15 protein-coding genes are annotated in these 21074 nt (G+C 68.8%); 6 read left to right on the forward strand and 9 right to left on the reverse strand.

The annotated features are described in order from the left end of the window. The first annotated feature begins 1 nt into the window (after window position 1). From Q8Z05_RS09760 to ppsA, 3 genes are all read left to right on the forward strand, one after another. A complete protein-coding gene (locus Q8Z05_RS09760) occupies window positions 2-883 on the forward strand; it encodes a glycosyltransferase (RefSeq protein ID WP_305943262.1) in 882 nt (293 codons plus the stop codon). A gap of 105 nt (window positions 884-988) precedes the next feature. Then, a complete protein-coding gene (locus Q8Z05_RS09765; RefSeq protein ID WP_305943523.1) occupies window positions 989-3706 on the forward strand; it encodes a cation-translocating P-type ATPase in 2718 nt (905 codons plus the stop codon). After that, window positions 3672-6080 carry a phosphoenolpyruvate synthase gene (ppsA, locus tag Q8Z05_RS09770; RefSeq protein ID WP_305943263.1) on the forward strand — a complete coding sequence of 803 codons (2409 nt, stop codon included), beginning with the start codon at window positions 3672-3674 and terminating at the stop codon, window positions 6078-6080. Before Q8Z05_RS09765 ends, ppsA begins: the two co-directional genes overlap by 35 nt. Here ppsA and Q8Z05_RS09775 read toward each other — a convergent pair. Continuing rightward, a complete protein-coding gene (locus Q8Z05_RS09775; protein WP_305943264.1) occupies window positions 6032-8029 on the reverse strand; it encodes a heavy metal translocating P-type ATPase in 1998 nt (665 codons plus the stop codon). The two genes, ppsA and Q8Z05_RS09775, sit on opposite strands and share 49 nt — an antisense overlap. A 252-nt stretch (window positions 8030-8281) precedes the next feature. On the opposite strand from Q8Z05_RS09775, the gene Q8Z05_RS09780 reads away from it, so the two are divergent. Together Q8Z05_RS09780 and Q8Z05_RS09785 are read left to right on the forward strand one after the other, a co-directional pair. Beyond that, on the forward strand, window positions 8282-9301 hold the full coding sequence (locus Q8Z05_RS09780; protein ID WP_305943265.1) for a polysaccharide deacetylase family protein: 1020 nt from the start codon (window positions 8282-8284) through the stop codon (window positions 9299-9301). 81 nt (window positions 9302-9382) lie between these two features. Continuing rightward, window positions 9383-12550, forward strand: coding sequence for a beta-phosphoglucomutase family hydrolase (locus tag Q8Z05_RS09785; protein WP_305943266.1), 3168 nt, complete (start codon window positions 9383-9385; stop codon window positions 12548-12550). Window positions 12551-12574: 24 nt separating this feature from the next. Here Q8Z05_RS09785 and Q8Z05_RS09790 read toward each other — a convergent pair whose 3' ends face one another. The 7 genes from Q8Z05_RS09790 to Q8Z05_RS09820 form a co-directional block, all read right to left on the reverse strand. Further along, window positions 12575-13576 carry a zinc-dependent alcohol dehydrogenase family protein gene (locus Q8Z05_RS09790; protein ID WP_305943267.1) on the reverse strand — a complete coding sequence of 334 codons (1002 nt, stop codon included), beginning with the start codon at window positions 13574-13576 and terminating at the stop codon, window positions 12575-12577. Between the two features lie 57 nt (window positions 13577-13633). Further along, complete coding sequence (locus Q8Z05_RS09795) at window positions 13634-14548, reverse strand: universal stress protein (protein ID WP_305943268.1); 915 nt, start codon at window positions 14546-14548, stop codon at window positions 13634-13636. Window positions 14549-14615: 67 nt separating this feature from the next. Next, the gene (locus Q8Z05_RS09800) at window positions 14616-15749 is read right to left on the reverse strand and encodes a YihY/virulence factor BrkB family protein (protein ID WP_305943269.1); all 1134 of its coding nucleotides are present in this window, start codon (window positions 15747-15749) and stop codon (window positions 14616-14618) included. Between the two features lie 76 nt (window positions 15750-15825). Beyond that, complete coding sequence (locus tag Q8Z05_RS09805; RefSeq protein ID WP_305943270.1) at window positions 15826-16422, reverse strand: DUF3618 domain-containing protein; 597 nt, start codon at window positions 16420-16422, stop codon at window positions 15826-15828. Window positions 16423-16455: 33 nt separating this feature from the next. After that, the gene (locus Q8Z05_RS09810) at window positions 16456-16878 is read right to left on the reverse strand and encodes a phage holin family protein (protein ID WP_305943271.1); all 423 of its coding nucleotides are present in this window, start codon (window positions 16876-16878) and stop codon (window positions 16456-16458) included. Further along, entirely contained in the window at window positions 16875-17849 is a 975-nt protein-coding gene (locus tag Q8Z05_RS09815) for a hypothetical protein (RefSeq protein ID WP_305943272.1), read from the reverse strand. The genes Q8Z05_RS09810 and Q8Z05_RS09815 overlap by 4 nt, the downstream gene beginning before the upstream one ends. A gap of 175 nt (window positions 17850-18024) precedes the next feature. After that, window positions 18025-19089, reverse strand: coding sequence for an NAD-dependent epimerase/dehydratase family protein (locus tag Q8Z05_RS09820; RefSeq protein ID WP_305943524.1), 1065 nt, complete (start codon window positions 19087-19089; stop codon window positions 18025-18027). Between the two features lie 184 nt (window positions 19090-19273). Here Q8Z05_RS09820 and Q8Z05_RS09825 point away from each other — a divergent pair, with 184 nt between their 5' ends. Beyond that, window positions 19274-20131, forward strand: a complete 858-nt coding sequence (locus tag Q8Z05_RS09825) for a sigma-70 family RNA polymerase sigma factor (RefSeq protein WP_305943273.1) — start codon at window positions 19274-19276, stop codon at window positions 20129-20131. Here the strand turns inward: Q8Z05_RS09825 and Q8Z05_RS09830 are convergent. Next, window positions 20089-21066 (reverse strand): glycosyltransferase family 9 protein, encoded by a 978-nt coding sequence (locus tag Q8Z05_RS09830; protein ID WP_305943274.1) that lies wholly within the window; start codon window positions 21064-21066, stop codon window positions 20089-20091. The two genes, Q8Z05_RS09825 and Q8Z05_RS09830, sit on opposite strands and share 43 nt — an antisense overlap. Between the last annotated feature and the right edge of the window lie 8 nt (window positions 21067-21074).

Genomic DNA, 21074 nt, shown 5'->3' on the forward strand with positions numbered 1-21074 from the left:
CATGACCGGCGAGATGACGGAGCTGGCAGCGCAGTGCCCTGCCGGGGCGGCGGCCGGCTCTTCGGCCGGCTCTTCGGCCGGGGCCCTGTTCGGGGCTGCGGCGGCCGGGCAGCGCATCGACCGGGTGGAGGTTGTGGTGCCCGCCCACAACGAGGACCTGCACCTTGACCGCGCACTGGCTGCGCTCCGTTCCGCCGCCGACGCGCTGCAGGAGGCACGGCCCGACGTGCAGACGGGCATCACCGTGGTGCTGGACAGCTGCACCGACGGCTCCGCGGACATCGCCGCCGGCTATGTTGCCGCGGACCGGCGGTTTTCGGCCCTGCCTGTACTGCTGGGCAGCACCGGAGCCAGCCGCGCGGCCGGGGCCCGGGCCGCCGGAGTCACCATGGGGGAACCGGGCCCCGCCGTCCTGGCCGCTGCCGAGCTGTGGGCGGGCCGCGTCTGGCTGGCCAACACCGATGCGGACTCCGCCGTTCCGCTGAATTGGCTGCTGCGCCAGGTCGAACTGGCCGACGCCGGGGCGGACGCCGTCCTGGGATCCGTGGAACCGGATCCCGCGGGCACGGATCCTGCGATCCTGCGCCGGTGGCTGGCGCGCCACCCTTTCACGGAGGACCACCCGCACATCTACGGCGCGAACTTCGGCGTACGGGCCTCTGCCTACCTTGCGGCCGGAGGATTTCCCCGGATGCGCGTCCACGAGGACCGGATCCTCGTGGAGAACCTGCGCCGGCACGCGTACACGGTATTGGCCACCGACACCATCCGGGTGCTGACCTCGGGCCGCACGCATGCCCGCGCCCCGCAGGGGTTCGGCGCCTACCTCAGGGCGCTGGCGCCGGACCTGCCGGTACCAGACCCCCGCAGTGGTGACCTTTGACCCTAGGACGCTGACTTTCCAGACCGCATCCTCGATCCATGGGGTTACCCCTCAGGGCCGTGGTTTCGTGTGTCCGGCGCTGCCCGTGAACAACGGGCCGCAGCCGTGATCCCTGGCGCCACATCCCTGCCGGAAACTGCCGGCCTCAGCTCAGAGGAGGCCGCCCTCAGGCTGCGGAAGGTCGGGCCCAACCGCCTGCCGCAAGCCCATCCGGTGCCGCACTGGCGCAAGCTGCTGGCCGAACTGACCCACTTCTTCGCCATCATGCTCTGGGTGGCGGCCGTGCTCGCGTACGTGGCCGGCATGCCGCAGCTGGCCGTCGCGATCGTTGTGGTGATCCTGGTCAACGGCCTTTTTGCCTACATCCAGCAGGAACGTGCCCAGCGGGCCGCCGCGAGGCTCCGCGAGCTGCTCCCCGCCATCGTGTCTGTCCGCAGGGACAACCGGATCCTCAAGGTCCACACCACTGAGCTCGTGCCCGACGACGCGGTGATCCTGGTTGCCGGCGACAGGATCCCGGCCGACCTTCGGCTGGCCATCGCGGCCAGCTGCTCCGTGGACGAGTCCATGCTGACCGGCGAAAGCGAGCCGGTGGACAAAATCCGGGGCGACACCGTGTACGGCGGGACCTTCGTGGTGAACGGCCAGGCAGAGGGCCTGGTCACCGTGACGGGCGCCGGGACCCGGCTGGCGGAGATCGCGGCCCTGACCGGCAAGGTGGAGGCGCCGCCCAGTCCGCTGGCACTGGAACTGCGCAGGATTGTCCGGGTCATTGCGGCGGTGGCCCTGGGGATCGGCGCGCTGTTCTTTGTGCTTTCGCTGCTCGTGGGTATTTCCTGGCGGGATGCCTTCCTCTTCGCCATCGGAGTGGCGGTGGCACTGGTGCCCGAAGGGCTGCTGCCCACCGTCACGCTTTCCCTTGCAGTCGGGGCGCAGCGGATGGCGCAGCGCAACGCCCTGGTCCGGAACCTGGAAGCAGTGGAAACCCTGGGTTCCACCACCTTCATCTGCACGGACAAAACCGGCACCCTCACGCAGAACCGGATGAACGCCGTCGAGGTCTGGACCCCGGCCGGCCTGCTCAGCGTCACCGGTGCGGGCTACGGGCCGGAGGCCGAGGTCACCGGGTCGGGTGCCGGGCAGGCCCGGCACCTCAGCACCGCCGCGCTGGCCGCCTCCGACGGGCGGGCCGTGCTCCACGAAGGGCAGTGGATTGCTGAAGGCGACCCGATGGAGGCTGCCATTGATGCGCTCTTCGTCCGGCTGGCCGGCCCCGGGCAACGGCCCGCGGACCCCGAGGTGTCGCACCGTTTCGCGTTCGACCCCCGCCGGCTGCGCGAATCCGCGATCGTGGGCACCACCCTGTTCGTCAAAGGCGCCCCGGAGTCGGTGGTTCCGCTGTGCGTGGGGAACCACGGCACGGCCGCCCTGGGGATGGTGGACGAAATGGCCTCCCGCGGGCTGCGGGTACTTGCCGTGGCCGAGCGCAGCCTGCCTGGCCTGCCGGGTGCCAGCTTCAGGCTCGAGGAGGTGGAGACCGGGCTGACGCTGCTTGGCCTGATCGGCCTCCACGATCCGCCCCGGGCCGAGGTCCGCTTTGCACTGGAGGCGGCCCGCGAGGCGGGGATCAAGGTGGCCATGGTCACCGGCGACCACGCCTTCACCGCGGCCGCCATCGCCCGTGAAACCGGGCTGATCGGCTCACCGGAGCTGGTGCTGGAGGGACACTCCCTGCCGGAGGACGACGCCGTCCTGACAGCCCTGCTGGACCGCGACGGCGTAGTGGTCAGCCGGGTCACCCCGGAGCAGAAACTCCGGGTGGCCCGCCTGCTGCAGCGCCGCGGCCACGTGGTGGCCATGACCGGGGACGGCGTCAACGACGGCCCCGCCCTCCAGCAGGCCGACATCGGCATAGCCATGGGGTTGAGCGGCACGGACGTGGCCCGCGAGGCTGCGGACCTCGTGCTGCTGGATGACGACTTCGCCACCATCATCGCCGCAGTGGAGCAGGGCCGGGCCACGTACGCCAACATCCGGCGGTTCCTGACCTACCACCTGACGGACAACGTGGCCGAGCTCACCCCCTTCGTGATCTGGGCAATCTCCGGCGGCCGCTTCCCGCTGGCGCTGAGCGTGCTGCAGATCCTGGCCCTCGACATCGGCACGGACTTGCTCCCGGCCCTGGCGCTGGGCAGCGAAGCCCCCAGCAAAGGGACGCTGAAACGGCCGCCGGAGCGCAGGCACCTGATGGACCGGGCCCTGATGGTCCGGGTGTTCGGGCTGCTGGGGCCGGTGGAAGCATTCTTCGAAATGACCGCGTACACCGCCGTGCTCCTCGGTGCGGGCTGGCGCCCGGGCGCCGAACTGCCGGCGTCGGACGTCCTGATGGCCGCCTCCGGGGCGGCCTTCACCACGGTGGTGCTGGGGCAGCTGGCCAACGCCTTCGCCTGCCGCAGTGCCAGCACCCCGCCGTGGCGGCTGGGATGGGCGACCAACCGGCTGCTGGTCTGGGCGGTGCTGGCGGAACTCGGGCTCCTGCTCGTGTTCCTGTTCGTCAGCCCGATCGCCACGCTGCTGGGCCACGCGCCGCCGTCGCCCGGGGGCCTTGCGGTGGCGCTCGCCGCCATTCCCGCCGTCATCGTGGCGGACTGGCTCTACAAGGTGGTCCGGCACCGCCGGACCGGTGCCGTAGCGCCGGCGGTGCCAGCCGTACAGTATTCCGCGCCGCAGCAGCAGTTGAGGTCCAAAGCCTCTGACCCGCGGAAACCCGGCACACGAGGATCAATCCATGGAGGACCAAGCAATGGGAGCAGCCGTGACTGAAAGCCATGTGGTGTGGTTCGACGAAATCGGGATGGAGGACGTGCCCCAGGTGGGCGGCAAGAACGCGTCGCTGGGGGAGATGACGCGTTCGCTCAAGTCCCGCGGAGTGCGGGTGCCGGACGGCTTCGCCACCACGGCGGCCGCCTACCGCACGTTCATCGCAGCCAACGGCATCGACGCCGCCATGCGGGCCCGGATCGGGGAATACCGGGCCGGCGAGACGTCCCTGCGGTCCACGGGCGAGGCCATCCGGGAGCTGTTCCTGGACAGTGAATTCCCCGAGGACATCGCCGAATCCATCCGCAGCCACTACCGTACGCTCGCCGGCCGGGCCGGACTGGACCGGCTGTCCGTTGCCGTCCGCAGCAGCGCCACCGCGGAGGACCTTCCGGATGCCAGCTTCGCCGGGCAGCAGGAGACATTCCTGAACATCTCGGGGGAGCGCGAACTCCTGGACGCCTGCCGGCGCTGCTACGCCTCGCTGTTTACGGACCGGGCCATCAGCTACCGCGAAGTTAAGGGATTCGACCACCTGGAGGTGGCACTTTCCATTGGCGTGCAGCGGATGGTGAGGTCCGACGTCGGCGCGTCCGGTGTGATGTTTTCCATCGACACCGATTCGGGGTTCCCCCGCGCGGCGGTGATCAGCGCGGCCTGGGGCCTGGGCGAAACAGTGGTCCAGGGCAGCATCAACCCGGACAAGTACGTGGTGTTCAAGCCGCTGCTGGCGGACCCGGGCCTGTCCCCGATCATCGAGAAGACCCTCGGCTCCAAAGCCCGCAAGATGGTCTACAGCCGGGGCGGCCATGCGCGCACCAGGATGGTGGATACGTCCGCGGAGGAGCGGAGCTCGTTCGTGCTGGCCGACACCGAAATCCTGGACCTTGCCCGCTGGGCGGTGACGGTGGAGGAGCACTACGGCCGCCCCATGGACATGGAATGGGCCCGGGACGGCGCCACCGGTGAGCTGTTCATGGTGCAGGCGCGGCCTGAAACCGTCCAGGCGCTCAAGAGCGGGACGCGCTTCACCATCCACCACCTCCGCGGCACGGGCAACGTCCTGGCCACCGGCGCGGCGATCGGGGATTCCGTCGCGCAGGGCACGGCGTGCGTCATCCGGAGCACCCGGGACATCGACACCTTCCGCGACGGCGCCATCCTGGTGACCGAGATGACGGATCCCGACTGGGTGCCGGTCATGAAACGGGCCTCGGGGATCGTCACGGACCACGGCGGGACCACCAGCCACGCGGCCATTGTGAGCCGGGAACTGGGCGTCCCCGCCGTCGTCGGCACCGGCAACGGGACCAGCGTCCTGGGCGAAGGCCTGGCCGTGACGCTGAGCTGCGCGGAAGGTGACACGGGCCGGGTATATGAGGGCACGGTGCCGTTCGACACCGAGGACGTGGACCTCGGCGCCCTGCCCGCCACCCGCACCGCCATGATGGTGAACATCGCCAGCCCGGGAGCCGCCTTCCAGTGGTGGCGGCTCCCCGCGGCCGGGGTGGGCCTGGCCCGGATGGAATTCATCATCAGCAACCTGATCCGGGTCCACCCCATGGCGCTGGTCCATCCTGAGCGGGTCACGGACGCGGACGAAGCCCGGCAGGTCAAGGAGCTGACCAGCGGCTACGCGGATCCCCGGGAGTACTTTGTGGAGGCGCTGGCGCTGGGCATTGCCAAGATCGCCGCGCCGTACCACCCGCACCCGGTGATCGTCCGGCTCAGCGATTTCAAGACCAACGAGTACGCGCACCTCATTGGCGGCGGCTCCTTCGAACAACCCGAAGAGAACCCCATGCTGGGCTTCCGCGGCGCGTCCCGGTACTACGACGAGCGCTACCGGGAGGGTTTCGCGCTGGAGTGTGCCGCGTTGAAACGTGTGCGGGAAACCATCGGCTTCAGCAACGTCATTGTGATGATCCCGTTCTGCCGCACCCCCGACGAAGCGGACCGCGTGCTGGCGGTCATGGCTGAGAACGGCCTGGTGCGGGGCGAGAACGGGTTGCAGGTGTACATGATGTGCGAGATCCCCTCCAACGTGGTCCTGGCCGAGAAGTTTGCGCCCAAGTTTGACGGCTTCTCCATCGGCTCCAACGACCTCACGCAGCTTGTCCTCGGCGTGGACCGGGATTCGGAGCAGCTGGCCGCCTTGTTCGACGAACGCGACGAGGCTGTCACGGCGATGATCAGCGAAGCCATCCGGAAGGCCCACGCGGCGGGAATCAAGATCGGAATCTGCGGCCAGGGGCCCAGCAACCACCCGGACTTTGCGGCCTTCCTGGTGCGCGAAGGCATCGATTCCATTTCGCTGAACCCGGACAGCTACCTCAAAACGGTCCGGGTGATCGCGGACGTGGAGGGCTCCGCCTGACCTGCGGGCGGTGGCGCCTTGCGGCCAGGGCTCAGCGCACGCAGCGCATTGAGGATGGTGGCGAGGTCCACCAGCTCCTGGGACAGGGCGCCGGCGATGGCCGGCACATAGCCCGCGGCCGCCGCCACCATGAGCCCCACGCTCAGCACAATGCCGATCCAGATGCTTTCCATCGCCACCCGGACGGTCCGCTGCCCGACGCGCACCGCATGCGCGGCCTTGGACAGATCGTCCAGGATGATCACGACGTCGGCAGACTCGCCCGCCGCGGTGGAACCGCGGGCACCCATGGCGATTCCGACGTCGGCCACGGCCAGGACGGGGGCGTCGTTGACGCCGTCGCCCACCATCATCACGGGACGGCGCTTCAGGGACTTTACCGCTTCCACTTTGTCCGGCGGCAGGCACTCGGCACGGACGTCCGTGAGCCCCACCTCGGCCGCGATGTGCCTGGCGGTGGCCAGGGCGTCGCCGGTCAGCATCACCGTTTCGGTGACACCGAGCGCGGACAGCTCAGCCAGCGTCCGGCGGGCCTCGGCGCGCAGGGGGTCGCTCATGACCAGGGCGCCGACGTACACCCCGGCAACTCCCACGTAGATGGCCAGCTGGCCGCTGTGCAGGTCCGTCTCCACCACGCCTGGCGCATATTCGGCCACGAAGGAGGGCTTGCCCACCACCACTTCCCGCCCGTCGAACACGGCGCGCACCCCGTGGGTGGCATGTTCCAGCGCCTCGCTGGCCGTCTCGAAGCGCAGGTCGCGGGCGGTGGCGGCCTCCATCACGGAGGCGGCCAGGACATGGGAGGAGTACTGCTCCGCGGAACCCGCCAGCCGGAGCAGCTCGTCCTGGCCCATGGAGTCTGCCGTCACCACCGCCACCAGCGAAGGCCGGCCGTAGGTGAGCGTCCCCGTCTTGTCGAAGGCTGCAGTGCGCACCTTCCCAAGCTGCTCCAGGACCCCCGCGTACTTGACGATGATCCCTGATTTGGCCGCCTGGCTCATGCCTCCCAGGAAAGCCACCGGCGCCGCGATGAGCAACGGGCAGGGCGTAGCTACCACCAGGACTTCCGCGAATCGGGTGGGGCTGCCGCTGACGATCCAGGCGACGGCACCCAGCGCGTAGGCGAACGCGGTGAAGGGGATGGCGTAGCGGTCGGCCAGGCGCACCATCGGTGCCCGGCTCTCCGAAGCCTCCTTCACGAGCGCCACGATCCGGCTGTACTGGGAGTCCTCCATGACGGCCGTGACGCGCATGCGGATGGCTGCCTCGCCGTTGACGGAGCCGCTCATGATGCCCTCGCCCGCGGTGCGTTCCACTGGCATACTTTCGCCCGTGAGGGACGATTCGTCGAAGGTGCCGGCGTCGGAGAGCAGTACGCCGTCCAGCGGTACCACCTCGCCCGGTTTGACCAGCAGGATGTCTCCCACGCGGACGTCGGTTGCCGCGACGTCTTCGTGGGCGCCGTTTTCCGCTGTGCCGGCCTGGGTGCCGTTAGCGGCGGTGCTGGCGGCCTCGGTGCCATTAGCTTCGGTGCCGTTAGCTTGGGTGCCGTGGCCGGCCGTGTTGTTATTTGCGGTGCCGGTGCGCTCCCGGTGGGCGGTCTGCGGTACCCGCGCCAGCAGGGCGCTGAGTTCGCCTTTTGCCCGGCCGGCCGCGAAGTCTTCGAGGGCGGTGCCGCCGGCCAGCATAAGCACGATGATCATGGACGCAATGAACTCGCCCACCAGCACCGTGCTGACGATGGCGGTCACGGCAAGAATGTCGATACCCCAGTGCCCGCTCCGCAGCCTTCGGATCATGCCGACGGACAGGTACGCCGCCACGGCGAGGGCGTAACCGCTCGCCGCCAGTTGGGCGATCGCCGGCTGGCCGGACATCAGCAGCAGGACGACAGCCGCGAGGGCCAGTACCGTGCCCGTCACGAGCGGATACCGGAGTACTAGCTTCACGGGCAGACCCCCTCCTTCTGGTTAGCTGGCTCGCTGGTGGCCGATTCGCTGGTTGGCTGATACACAGGGCACACGGGATGGGCCCCTGGCTAACACTCCATTCAACTCCGGCTGCGAAGCTAGGGGAATAGGTCCCTGATGGTCCTCCGGCGGGGATGGTCCGCCGGCGCGCGGGGAGGCCCACTGGCAGGGAGGCCGCCGACGGGCCTTTCAGCCCTAGCAGCGGTGCTGCCGCTGCTGTCATGGTTGAACATGGCAGAGCCCTCGGGTAGTTCGGACAATCGGGATCCACGGGCCCGCCGCCGGATGGCGGCACTTGCCCTCGTGGCCGTGGCTGCCATCGCCATGGTTGTCCTCGCGGTGATCCTGGCTGGCCAGCCGTGGAATGCGGACCCGCAGACAGGCCCGCCGTCGGAAAGCCAGGCATCCTCCACCTCGCCGCCTTCGACGCCGGCCAGCCCCGCCCCGTCAGATACCCTGCCGTCGGAGCCCCAGCCGTCTGAGCCCGGACCGTCAGGGCCTCCCGAAACTGCGGGCGGGCCGACCCTCCCGGGCCCTGTTGCCCCGGGCCCCACGCCGCCGCCGCCGGAAACGTTGCCCGCTCCGCAGGACCCGCCGCCCGCCGCTCCGTTCCCCCTTGCCCTGGCCGGCACGGATGTAGAGGTGGTCCCCGGAGCAGGACCGTCGGTGGCTTTGACGTTCGATGCCGGGGCCAACTCTGCTGCCCTCCCCTCGATCCTGCAGACCCTGGCGGGCGCCGGAATCCGCGGGACGTTCTTCCTGACCGGTGCGTGGGCGGCGGCCAATCCTGCCGGAGTGGCCGCCATCGTGGCCGGCGGACACCGCGTGGGCAACCACTCGCAGAGCCACCCGGATTTCACCGGCCTGCCGGACGCCGTGATCGGGGATGAGGTGCGTGCGGCGGAGCAGGCCATCATGGCTGCCGGAGCGGATCCCCGTCCGCTGTTCCGGTTCCCGTTCGGTGCCCGTGACGCGCGCACCATTGCCGCCGTGAACAACCTGGGCTACGTCCCGGTGCGCTGGTCAGTGGACACGCTCGGCTGGAAAGGAACCAGCGGCGGCATTACCGCACAGCAGGTTGCGGACCGTGCGCTGTCTGCCCTGCAGCCCGGCGAAATCGTGCTGATGCACATCGGCTCCAACCCGGACGACGGCTCAACCCTGGACGCTGACGCCCTGCCACAGATGATCGACAGGATGCGCCAGGCGGGCTACGGCTTCGTCACGCTGGACATTCTGCTCGCAGGATAGCCAGCAGGACAGCCAGTAGCCCGCGGCAAGACGGGTCCAATGTCACTGGGCAGGCCGGTGCATGGCTGGTAGGACTGAGCCATGACTGAGTCGCCAACCGTAGCCGCCGCGCTGGCCCCGGTTGACGCCGTGGTGTTCGATCTTGACGGTGTGGTCACGGACACCGCCGAGCTTCACGCCGCCGCCTGGAAGCAACTGTTCGACGCCGTCCTGCAGGACCCGCGGATTCCGCGGGCCGCACGGCGGGATCCCTTCACGGACGCCGACTACCTGCGCTACGTGGACGGCCGCACGAGGGAGGACGGCGTGGCCGCGTTCCTCAGCTCCCGCGGGGTCGCAGTGCCGGCAGGCGCACCCGGGGACGGCCCTGCGGAGTGGACCGCGGTGGGGCTGGGGGCACGTAAGAACGGGATCTTCGAAAAGCTGCTGGGGCTCCGGCCCGTCCCCGTATTCCCCGGGACGCTGGCCCTGCTCGAAAGGCTCCGGGCCGGGAAGGTCCCCGTAGCGCTGGCGACGGCGAGCCGGAACGCCCGTGCGGTCCTCGCGTCCGCGGGCCTCCAGGATGCGTTCGACGTCGTGGTGGACGGGAACACCGCAGCGCGGGTGGGGTTGCCCGGCAAACCGGATCCTGCCCTGTTCCTCCACGCTGCCTCGGAACTCGGGGTGGAGCCTGATCGGGCGGTGGTCATCGAGGATGCCGTAGCAGGAGTGGCGGCCGGCCACCGCGGCGGCTTCGGCCTGGTGGTGGGGATTGACCGCACCGGGCAACGCGCCGAGCTGGAAGCCGCGGGCGCCGACGTCGTCCTTGAAGACGTCAGTGAACTGGACCTGGGCCTGGTCATCGCGGACCCCTGGCAGCTGGTGTACGAGGGGTTCGACCCCGCGCACGAAGGCCACCGGGAGGCCCTGACCACCCTGGGCAACGGCTACATGGCAACGCGCGGGGCGGCCCCCGAGCACCGCAAGGACGGCGTGCACTATCCGGGGACCTACCTGGCCGGCGTCTACAACAGGCTCACCAGCGTGATCCAGGGGCAGGAGACCGAAGACGAGCACATGGTCAACATGCCGGACTGGTTGCCGCTGGATCTCTGCGTGGAGGACGGCCCGTGGTGGTCCGACGGAGGGCTGCGGCTCCGCAGCGAGCGGCGCACCCTGGACCTGAAGCGCGCCCTGCTGACGCGGGAAGCGGTGTTGGAAGACGGCGCCGGGCGGAAGCTCAATGTGGTGCAGCGCCGGCTGGTTTCCATGGCGGAACCGCACCTCGCCGCGCTCGAGATGACGCTGACCGCCGTCGGGTGGGACGGCCGGGTCAGCATCCGCAGCGGCTGTGACACGGACATCACCAACTCGAACGTCCCGGTCGAAGCCCTGCTGTCCAACCGGCACCTGACCGGAGTCACGGTTTCCGGGGCCGACGACGGGCCCGGAGCCGCCACGCAGGTGGTCCTTGCCAGGACGAGCCAGAGCCGGATAGGCATCGCTGTGGCGGTGAGGACAGAAGTGCCCGCCAGCCTGCACCCGGCCCGGCCCGAAGAGCTGGGCGGTCTGTTCGTGCACCGCTTTGACGTGGCGCTGCGTGACGGCGAACCGGCAACCGTCACCAAAACCGTGGCGGTGGTGACCTCGCGCGACCACGCCATATCCTCGCCCCGGACCGCGGCCCTCAACGTCCTGAACCGCGCCAGGGGCGGGTTCGGGGGGCTGCTGGCCAGCCACGAAGCGGCCTGGGCGGGGCTGCTCACGCCCTTCATCATCGAGTTCGACGCCTCTACCCAGGCCGAGCTGATCATGAACCTGCACGTCTTTCACCTGCTCCAGACCATTTCCGCCCACACCGCTGAGCTGGACGCCGGTGTCCCCGCCCGCGGCCTCCATGGCGAGGGCTATCGTGGCCATATTTTCTGGGATGAACTTTTCGTCCTGCCCCTCCTGACCTCCCGGCTGCCCGCCGTGACGCGGGCGCTTCTGGACTACCGGTGGCGCAGGCTGGGGACCGCCCGGGATGCGGCCCGGGACGCCGGGCTCAAGGGGGCCCTCATTCCGTGGCAAAGCGGTAGTGACGGCCGGGAGGAGACCCCCAAACTGCTGTTCAATTCCCGCTCCGGCCGCTGGGTCCCGGACTACTCCCACCTGCAACGCCACTCGGGCCTCACGGTGGCGTACAACGCCTGGCAGTACTTTGAGGCCACCCAGGACCGGGCGTGGCTGACGCACCACGGTGCGGAAATCATCGTCGAAGTGGCCCGGCTGTTCGCGTCGATGGCCGAGCACGATCCTGCCGAGGACAGGTTCCATATCCGGGCGGTGGTGGGTCCCGACGAGTACCACACCGGCTACCCGGACAACCCCGGCGGCGGCCTGGACGACAATGCCTACACCAACGTCATGGCGGCCTGGGTGTGCGACCAGGCGGCGTGGATCATGGGCTCCGTGCGCGGCTTCGACATGGACGATTTCCGGAAACGGCTCAGCGTCACGGACACCGAAATCGACGGCTGGGTGCGGCTGGCGCGCAGGGTGTTTGTGCCCTTCCACGCCGACGGCATTATCAGCCAGTTCGCCGGCTATGAGAACCTCCAGGAGCTGGACTGGGAGCACTACCGCCGCACGTACCGGGATGTGCAGCGCCTGGACCTCATCCTTGAAGCGGAGGGCAGCAGCACCAACCACTACCAGCTGGCCAAGCAGGCGGACGTCCTCATGTTGCTCTACGTTCTGGGCGAGGACCAGCTCCTTGCCTTCCTGGACCGGCTCGGATACGCCGTGACAGCCGGGCAGATCGCCAGGACCGTCGATTTCTACCTGGCCCGGACCGCGCACGGTTCCACTTTGAGCAGGGTGGCACACGCGTCGGTGCTGGCCCAGACCGATCCGGAACGGGCGTGGGAGACGTTCCGCGAAGCACTCGATGCTGACCTGGACGACACCCAGGGCGGCACCACCAGCGCGGGCATCCACCTGGGCGCCATGGCGGGATCCATCGACGTTGTCCAGCGCAGCTTTGCCGGTCTGCGCATCACGAGGGACGCCCTAGTTTTCGCGCCCCGCCTTCCCCGGGAACTCCGCCGGGTCACGTTCAATGTGCGGTACCGGGACCAGCTGCTGGCGGTGTTCCTGGAAAAGGGACGGCTCCGGGTTTCCGCGACGCCGGGGGACGCCTCGCCGGTGATGGTGCGGCTCGGGCAACGACAGGTCCTGCTGCACGCCGGGCAGGAGCACGAATTCCCGCTCGGCACCGGAGCTTAGGCCTCAACCCGGGAGCGTATGGGCCTACGCCATATGCAGGACGGCCGCCCCGGTGATGCGGTCCTCGGCGAGGTCCTGCAGGGCATGGCCGGCAGCCTCCATCCGGTAGGGGACTGTGGTGGGGCGCAGCGGAATGTCCGCCGCGACGCGAAGGAACTCTTCGCCGTCGGACCTGGTATTGGCGGTGACGCTGCGCAGCTGCCGTTCCTGGAACAGCTCGGACCCGTAGTGCAGCGGCGGGATGTCGCTCAGGTGGATGCCCGCCACCGCCAGCGTGCCTCCACGGTCCAGGGCGCGCAGCGCCTGGGGAACGAGCCAGCCCGCCGGGGCGAAAAGGATGGCCGCGTCGAGCGGCACAGGTGGTTCGTCGTCGACGTCCCCGGCGAACGCCGCCCCGAGCTCCAAGGCGAGGCGCCGGGCTTCCTCGGAGCGGGTCATGACGTACACACTGGCTCCGCGGTGCATGGCCACCTGGGCGGCCAGGTGGGCAGAGCCGCCGAAGCCGTAGATTCCGAGGCGGCCGCCGTCGGGAACCTGGGCCCGCCCCAGGGCGCGGTAGCCGATGATGCCCGCGCAGAGCAGGGGTGCTGCCTGCTCGTCCGAAAAGACCTCCGGTATCCGGTAGGCAAAGTCCTCATGGACCGTCACACGGTCCGCGTAGCCGCCGTCCCGGTCCCAGCCGGTGAAGGTGGGGGAGAGGCAGAGGTTCTCCTGCGAGCGGAGGCAGAAACGGCAGTGCCCGCACGTGCTGCCCAGCCAGGCCACCCCCACGCGTTCGCCCATCCGGAACCTGCCGGCGCCTTCACCGAGTGCTACCACTTCGCCCACCACTTCGTGGCCCGGAATAACGCCGGGCCGCCGGGGTGGAAGGTCGCCTTCGGCCAGATGGAGGTCCGTGCGGCACACTCCGCACACACGGACGGCAAGCAGGACCTCACCCGGCCCGGGGCTGGGATCGGGGCGTTCGCCGAACACCAGCGGATGCCCCGCCACGGGACCCGGCTTGCCAACCCACCAAGCACGCATGGCACACTTCCTGTTCTGTTAATCCGGAACGGGCGCCACCCTCATCCGGAGCGGGCCTCAGCGCACGATCAGCACGTTGCACAGCGCCCGCTCCAGCGCCGAGGAGACGGTGCCGCCCGGATGGCCCTCCCGGTGATGGGCGCCCAGGACCAGAACATCGGCCTGCGCGGCGGCCGTCAGGAGGTCCTTGGGCGCGGGGTGGCGCTCCAGGAGGATTCCCTCCACCGGAACGGCGGGGGCGAGGTTCCGGGCCAGCTCCACGGCCTGGTCCAGCAGTTCCTTGCCGTGGAGCGGTGCATGGCGGCCGTGTGGCGCGTGCTGCTGGTCTTCGGTCATGTGGATCAGCTGCAGCGGCACGTTGAGTGCGGCCGCCATGCGGGCAGCCTCGGCTATAACTTGCTCACGCCGCGGTTTCTCGTCTATTCCCGCCGCTATGGGCTGGCCGGGCCGCCCCGGGTAGCGGACCACCATGAAGGGGCACGGCGCATGGACGGCGAGGTCGAGGCAAGCCGAACCCACGAGCTGGCCCAGGAAGCGGCCCATGCCGCGGTGGCCCACGGCGAGTACGCTCGCGCCCTCCGCTGCAGTGCGCAGAACCCGGGCCGGAAGCCCGGGCTCGATCACGCCGTCAATACTCAGCCCGGCGGCCGGCCCGCTTTTCAGCCCGGCCGCGAGCCCGGCTTCCCGGCCGTCATCACGGGCGGCCTCGAGCTCGGCCGCCACAGAGCGGGCGAGGTCCAGACCCTCCTGAAGCGTGGCCTCGGCGGCGTGGCGCAGGCCGCTGCCCTCAACGCCCTTGACGGGGCCAAGGTTCTTGGTGAAGACGGGCCATACCCATGCATGGATGACTTTCAGCTGCCGTCCCGTGGCGGCGGCGTACCCGACGGCCCAGCGGACGGCCAGCTGTGACGGTTCGGATCCGTCGTAGCCTACCGCTACCGGTCCGTCCGGATGTGGTGTTGCAGCCGGCATGCTGCCTCCCCTCCTGGGCGGTGGCGGCGCAATGTCCACCTAGTAGAGTCCGGAGCGGGAGTTCGCGCTAGGGGCTTTGGTCCCGTTCCCTGTCCCGGCGCGCGCGATCGTGGCGTTCGCGGAGGTCGCGTCCCCGCCGGATGTCCTCTTCTTCCTTGACCTGCAGCTTGTCGCTCTGCTTGGTGTCCCTTGGCGGGAGCTGGATGGTTTCCTCGGCTTCGATGCCTGCTTGAAGCTGGCGGCCACGCTCGGTCTCGGCGTCGAACTCGGCGCCGAAGAGCAGCGACATGTTCAGGATCCACAGCCAGAGCAGCGCGATGATGACTCCACCGATTGCGCCGTACGTCTTGTTGTAACTGTTGAAGTTGGCCACGTAGAAGCCGAACGCCAGGGAAGCCAGCAGGAACGCCACAACAGCGATGGCGGATCCCATGCTCATCCAGCGGAACTTGGGCTGTTTAACGTTGGGGGTGGCGTAGTAAAGGATGGCGATCGCCGCGATGACCAGCACCAGCATCACCGGCCACTTGGCGATATTCCAGACAGCCAGGAATGCACCGCCCAAGCCGATGACGTTGCCGACGGACTCTGCCACCGGTCCGCTGAGTACGAGCATCGCGGCCAGCACGACGACGATCAGCAAATTGACGACGGTGACGCCGAGCATTGTCCCCCGGAGCTTGAGGAAGGGCCTGCCCTCATCGACCTCGTAGACCCGGTTCATGGCCCGGCCGAAGGCTCCCACGTAGCCAGAGGCGGACCAGAGTGCCGTGAGGAGGCCGAGGACCAGGGTGAAGCCGGCAGCCGAGGAGCTTGCCAGATCTTCAACCACCGGGCGCATCGTGTTTACCGTGTCGCCCGGCGCGATGCCCTGGACGATGTCGAGCAGTGCGGCGGTGGTTTTCTGGGCGTCTCCGAAAATGCCAAGGAGGGACACGAGCGCCAGCAGCGCCGGGAAGATTGAAAGCACCGAGTAGTAGGTCAGGGCGGCGGCGAGGTCCGGGCACTGGTCTTTGGTGAATTCCCGGAACGTCTTCTTCGCGATGTACTTCCACGATGGCTTGGTCACATCCGTGGGGCTGTCAGGTTTGCGGGAGTCGTCCGGTGCTGGCGCCGTGCGGGCTTTGGCGGTGCTGCTCTCGTCCGTTTCAGCATCGGCGCGGGACGCGGTGCCGTTGTCGGTGGCGGGGTTCTTGGCCATGGGAAATATCCTCAAATCTGCCGGGGCCGGGCCGCCCTGCCGTATGGCGGGGCGGCCCGGCCAGGATCCGGTGTCGTTACACCTGCCGGACGTTGTCCTTGGCGTCTGCGGTGCGGTACTTCACGTCGTCGACGGCGCCCTGGCCTTCGGCCTTAACGTGGTCGCTGGCTTCGGCGGCCGTGGCCTTGACGTTTTCCATGGCGTCCTGCGCGGGGGCCTTCAGGCCTTCGGCGACGTCCTTGGCGGCTTCAGTCAGCTCCGTGGTGAGCGGCTCGGCCTTGGCCTTGAGTGCATCGGCGGCCTCACGCTCCTTCTCACTCGCCGGGATCAGGGACGAGAACAGCATTCCGGCACCGAAGGCGATCAGCCCTGCGGCGAGCGGATTACCCTGCGTCTTGGTGCGGACCTGGCGGGGCGTGTCCCCGATGGCCGACCCTGCGTCCGACAGGTGGGCCCCTGCACTGCCGGTGCCGGAATGCACCCGGTCGGTGGTGTGCTCCGCTGCTCCCATGACTTTCTCCTTCACTCCGAACACGGCGTCCTTAACCTTGTCCGTCTGGCGGTGGACGATGTTCGACGGGGTAACCTTGTCCGCCACGGCGTCGACATTGGTGCCGAGCCGCGCGCGGGTTGCTTCGATGTCGGCGCGGATTGCGTCCGGGTTTTCACTCATCGTGTGTACCTCGAGCTCTCTTTGTACCTGGGTCTAGTGACTGGGTTTGAGGGTGGGGGGTATTTCCTGGAGCGTCTCCGCGGTCTGCGGCATGCCCTTGATCGCGTTGAGCTGCTTGCGGCCAACGGCTGCCAGGACGGCGGCGATGATGCCCCAGAGAACGGCGAGGACGACGGCGGACCAGCCGAGTCCGATGACCGTTCCCAGTGCCCACCAGAGGGCCAGGGAGAGGAACAGCAGGACGAAGTGGCCGGCCACGCCGGCCCCGGCCAGCATCCCGGTGCCTTTTCCGGCACGGCTGGCCGACTGCTTCAGCTCGGCCTTGGCAAGGTCCACCTCCTGGCGCATCAGCGTGGAGATGTCCCGGGTTACGTCGCCCAGCAAATCACCGAGGGACGTGTTATCAGCTTTCGCGTGGGCCGCCGTCGGGGGCGTTTCGGGATACTGGCTGCTCATCGCTGCCCTCCGCGCAGGGGATCGTCACGGTACGGATCGTCGGCGAGGGGGTCCGTGGCCAGAGGATCCTTGGCCAGCGGATCTGCCGCCCACTGGTCCGTCTCGTCACGGCGCGTTCCGTCGTCGTTCAAGGGGTTGGGCGGGTAGGTGTCCGCCTGGTAACCGCCGGTGGTCCTAGCGTCGTCATAAGCCCCAGTGCCTGCATAGGCACCAGCGCCGGCTCCGGCGGCTGACAGGCCCGCAGTGGTTGCGTCGGGGGCCGGCATCTGCACCGGCGGCGGCGGAACCGCAGTTCCGGTGTCGGGAACATAGCCGGGAACGCTGGAGATCGGCGCCGGCGCCGTTCGGGCAGCGGTTGCTGAGCCGCCGGTTGCAGAGCCAAGGGCGGAGTCCGGCGCTCCCGCGGCGAGGCTGCGGGTCAGCCGACCGGCCAGTATTCCTGCTCCTGCTGCCAGCATCAGGAAGGTACCCGGGCGCTGCCGGGCGAAGGACTTCACTTCGTTGAGCAGCGAGCCGGGATCCCGGCCTTCCAGCCAGGACGCCACGGAGGCGGACCGGTCCGCTGCCTGGCGGATCAGGTCTGTGGCCACGCCGGGCTGGTCGGAGGCATCAGCCATGGTGCGCAGTTCCCCGGAAATGGAGTGGAGGCCCTGGGCCACCTTTTGCTGCTGGGCACCTGCCTGGTCCGTGAGGTCTGTCCGTGCCTGGTAGAGCAGGTCCTTGGCGTTTGCCTTGACCTCGCCGGCGACGTTGGCTGCCTCGGCTTTGGCGGTCTGCGCCACATGCTGGGCGGAGTCGGTTGCCTGGTGGGCGATGTCCCCGGCCTCGTGTTTGGCCGCCTCGGTCTTCGACGGTGTGCCTTGCGTTGCCGGATAGGCGGCATCGGTTCCCAGCGTCGCCGGTGCGGTCGGCTGCTCTGCGACCCCAGGGGTGCCGTAGCTACCGTCCTGAGGCCATCGGTTCTCTGTCATCTTCGCGCTCTCTTTCTAAGAAGGTCGGCTGCTGATCAAGAACCAGCAATAACTGGCCCTTAGATAGTAAGCATGATTACTATCAAATAGTAAGCACCCTTGGTGTTTTATTTTTTGGACCCGGACTTCTTCGGCGTTTTTCCGAGGCTTTTGGTTTTTCGATCCGGCTCGCGGATCAGGCCCTCGGGTGCAGCGGCGGAGATCCTGCCGTCCCGCGCCCGGCTCCCATCCCCGCCAGCACCTCCCGGAAGGCGTCAGCAGAGGACATGCGCGGCTCCCATCCGAGCAGCTCCCGCGCGCGGCTGGTATCCATCACGGGGGCACCTTGGGCCATGGCAATCCAGCCGGCGTCCGTTGGCTGCGCGCGAAGCCGCCAGCTGAGGTCCACGGCCGCCCGGATCAGCCCGAAGGAGACGGGCAGCCACCGCCTCGCATGAAGAATCCGCGCCAGTTCCGTCCCTGTGATGACCGGTTCGGCGGCAATGTTGAACGCACCGGCGGCGCGGCGGTCAAGGACGCGCCAGTATGCGTCCGCGACGTCGTCGGCGTGCACCGCCTGAAAGGCCAGTCCGGGGGGAAGCGGAATGATCGGCAGCCTGAGGTTCGCCGGGAGGAGCCGGGGGATCAGCGGGCCGAGGAAATATCTGCCGATCTCGCTGCCCGCCTCCGCCTGGAACGTGAGCGCCGGACGCAGCCGTGAGACGGTGATGGCCGGATTTTCGGCTGCGAAACGGTCCAGGAGGGCTTCCTGCTCGGCTTTGTGCCGGCTGTAGTGCGAGTCCTGGATGCCGCCGGCCGGCCAGTCCTCCGCCCTGCGCGTTTCCTTGCTCGAGCGGCTGTATGCGCCTACGGAAGAGGCGCATACCACGTGTCCCACGCCGGCTTCCTTGGCGGCGCGGAGTACGTTGGCCGTTCCCGTCACGTTGGTCCGGTGGAGGGCAGCCAGGTCGTGGTTCGGCTGGAGGATCCACGCGAGGTGCACCACGGCGTCCGCTCCCGCGAGCGCCGCGCGCAACAGTCCGCCGTCGTCGTCCGCAATGTCCACGGCATGCCATTCCACGCCGGCGTACGGCGCGGCCGTCTGGTTGGGCGGCCGCCGGCCGATGCCCACGAGTTCCAGGTTGTTCGGGCTTGCCGTGTCGGGGTCTTCTGCACCAGAGCGTGGCGCCGGCTGTTGCTGGAGGCGCCGCAGCAGGGCCGTGCCCACATTTCCGCTGGCGCCAGTGATCGCAATCCGCATGTCCATCCGCCCTTCCGAGGGGCTGGAAAGCACCCGACCAACCTTTCCGGTCGGAGCCGGCCAGCGCGTTTGGTTAGGTTTTAAGGCTACCGGCCGTTGTTTAATAAGCAACCTTATGGTTTTCTACTGGTCTAAGTCTTGCCACAGGCTTTCGGTCGCTCCACGGGCAAAGGAACGAGCCAACATGGCGGAATCCCAGCACGCGTTACAGATCCGGCAACTGGACCAGCAGAACAACCACCACGGCCGGATCCGGCAAACTTTCGAAAACCAACTGGTACTTGATTATTTGGACCTCGCTGAGGCACTCGCTGCGCGCTTCCTGGCCCGCGGGCGGGAGCGGGCGGACCTCAACCAGGTTGCGTATCTGGGCCTGGTCAAAGCTGCCCGGGGGTTCGACCCCGGCCGCGGAGCCAGCTTCCCGGCCTACGCGGCGCCAACCATCACCGGGGAGCTCAAGAGGTACCTGCGGGACCGGTGCTGGGTGGTCAGGCCGCCGCGCCAGGTGCAGGATCTGCGTTCGGAGCTCCTCCGGTCGGAACCGGCGCTGGCCCAGGGAATGGGCCGTCCCCCCACGGTTGCCGAACTTGCTCAGGAGCTGGATGTTTCCCCTGACGCCGTGCGGGAGGCAATGGTTGCTGCGGCCAGTCTGCGTCCCGACTCCCTCGACGCCGTTGACGTGCACTCTGACGCTGCCCCGCTTGCCGAAACGCTCCCCTCGGAGGAGGACCCGCTGGACCGGCTCGAGGAACTGATCTGCCTCAACCAGGCCATCCACGAGCTTTCTGCGGAGGATCAGGAGCTGCTGTACCGGCGCTACTTCTGCGAGGAAAGCCAGGCCGAGCTGGGACGCCGGTTCGGCGTCTCGCAGATGCAGGTGTCGAGGCGGCTTTCGCGGGTCCTGGTGCGCCTACAGCGGCTACTGCAGGATTGCGATGAGAGTGAAAACGGCTTGCGGAAAACCTGCGTGCAGGAAAACGGCATGCGGGAAGGGGCCGCTCAGAGCAGTCCCAAGCCGCGAAGGGCAGCGAGTACGTCCTGAACGCCCACCCCCAGCAGGGCAGGGTCCGGCTCGTCTGCGAAGACATCCCCGCGGCGCAGCTCCGCCCGGGTCAGCACCACATGCGGGCCTGCGGGCGGTCCCCAGCGCTCCGGCGGTGCCGGGCCGAAAAGGACAACCGACGGACGGTGGTAGGCGGTTGCCAGGTGTGCCGCGCCGGTGTCCGCGGACACCACCACTCCGGCGTCGGCCACTGTCGCTGCGAAGTCCGCCAGGCGCTGCGTTCCTGCCACGACGGCCGAGTCCGGGAGCCTGGCCTGCCGTGCCACGCGGAGGGCCCGGTCCCGTTCGTCGGCGCTGCCGGTAAACACCACATCGTGCCCGGCCCCGTCCAGGGCCGAAGCGACTGCTGCGAACCGTTTTTCGGGCCACAGCCGGCTGCCGAAGGCCGCGCCGACATGCACCACCGCCGCCGGCCGCGGGCCGGTCGCCTGCACCCCGGATGCCTGCGCCTCGGTCCCTTGCAACCCCGACATCTTAGGTCGCTCCAGGCGGACCTCCCGGGGATCGGCTTCGATGCCGTGCCAGCGCAGGAGCCGGGTCCAGCGTTCCCGTTCATGCATCTGCTCCACCCACGGAGGTCCGCTGGCGGTGCCGTGGGCAATCATCCGGCGGGGCCCTGCGGACTCCAGCAGCGAGGTGCTTTCCGGTCCGCGGCCATGCAGGTTGACGGCAATGTCCACGGTGCCCTGTGTAACGGCGAACGGCTTGTCCAGGGCGGCCGGAAGGAGCTCGAAACCTCCCACCAGGCCAACGATGTCCGCCAGCCACGCCGGACCGGCGTACACCAGCCGGTGGGCCGGGAAGGCCCTGCGGAGGGCATGGAGTGCGGGGACCGCCACCAGGAGGTCACCGAGTTTGAGGGCGCGAAGTACCAGCAGCGTTGGCCGGGCGTCGGCCGCCCCTGTGGACTCCATGTAGCCCC

This window comes from Arthrobacter oryzae, assembly GCF_030718995.1.
GTDB lineage: Bacteria > Actinomycetota > Actinomycetes > Actinomycetales > Micrococcaceae > Arthrobacter > Arthrobacter oryzae_C.

Bases quoted from the DNA above. Each gene is read 5' to 3' on its own strand.
- Q8Z05_RS09780 (WP_305943265.1), top strand. From the start codon at position 8,282: ATGGCAGAGCCCTCGGGTAGTTCGGACAATCGGGATCCACGGGCCCGC.
- Q8Z05_RS09785 (WP_305943266.1), top strand. From the start codon at position 9,383: ATGACTGAGTCGCCAACCGTAGCCGCCGCGCTGGCCCCGGTTGACGCC.
- Q8Z05_RS09790 (WP_305943267.1), bottom strand. From the start codon at position 13,576: ATGCGTGCTTGGTGGGTTGGCAAGCCGGGTCCCGTGGCGGGGCATCCG.
- Q8Z05_RS09800 (WP_305943269.1), bottom strand. From the start codon at position 15,749: ATGGCCAAGAACCCCGCCACCGACAACGGCACCGCGTCCCGCGCCGAT.
- Q8Z05_RS09830 (WP_305943274.1), bottom strand. From the start codon at position 21,066: ATGGAGTCCACAGGGGCGGCCGACGCCCGGCCAACGCTGCTGGTACTT.
- Q8Z05_RS09825 (WP_305943273.1), top strand. From the start codon at position 19,274: ATGGCGGAATCCCAGCACGCGTTACAGATCCGGCAACTGGACCAGCAG.
- Q8Z05_RS09760 (WP_305943262.1), top strand. From the start codon at position 2: ATGACCGGCGAGATGACGGAGCTGGCAGCGCAGTGCCCTGCCGGGGCG.
- Q8Z05_RS09805 (WP_305943270.1), bottom strand. From the start codon at position 16,422: ATGAGTGAAAACCCGGACGCAATCCGCGCCGACATCGAAGCAACCCGC.
- ppsA (WP_305943263.1), top strand. From the start codon at position 3,672: ATGGAGGACCAAGCAATGGGAGCAGCCGTGACTGAAAGCCATGTGGTG.
- Q8Z05_RS09820 (WP_305943524.1), bottom strand. From the start codon at position 19,089: ATGCGGATTGCGATCACTGGCGCCAGCGGAAATGTGGGCACGGCCCTG.
- Q8Z05_RS09810 (WP_305943271.1), bottom strand. From the start codon at position 16,878: ATGAGCAGCCAGTATCCCGAAACGCCCCCGACGGCGGCCCACGCGAAA.
- Q8Z05_RS09795 (WP_305943268.1), bottom strand. From the start codon at position 14,548: ATGCCGGCTGCAACACCACATCCGGACGGACCGGTAGCGGTAGGCTAC.
- Q8Z05_RS09815 (WP_305943272.1), bottom strand. From the start codon at position 17,849: ATGACAGAGAACCGATGGCCTCAGGACGGTAGCTACGGCACCCCTGGG.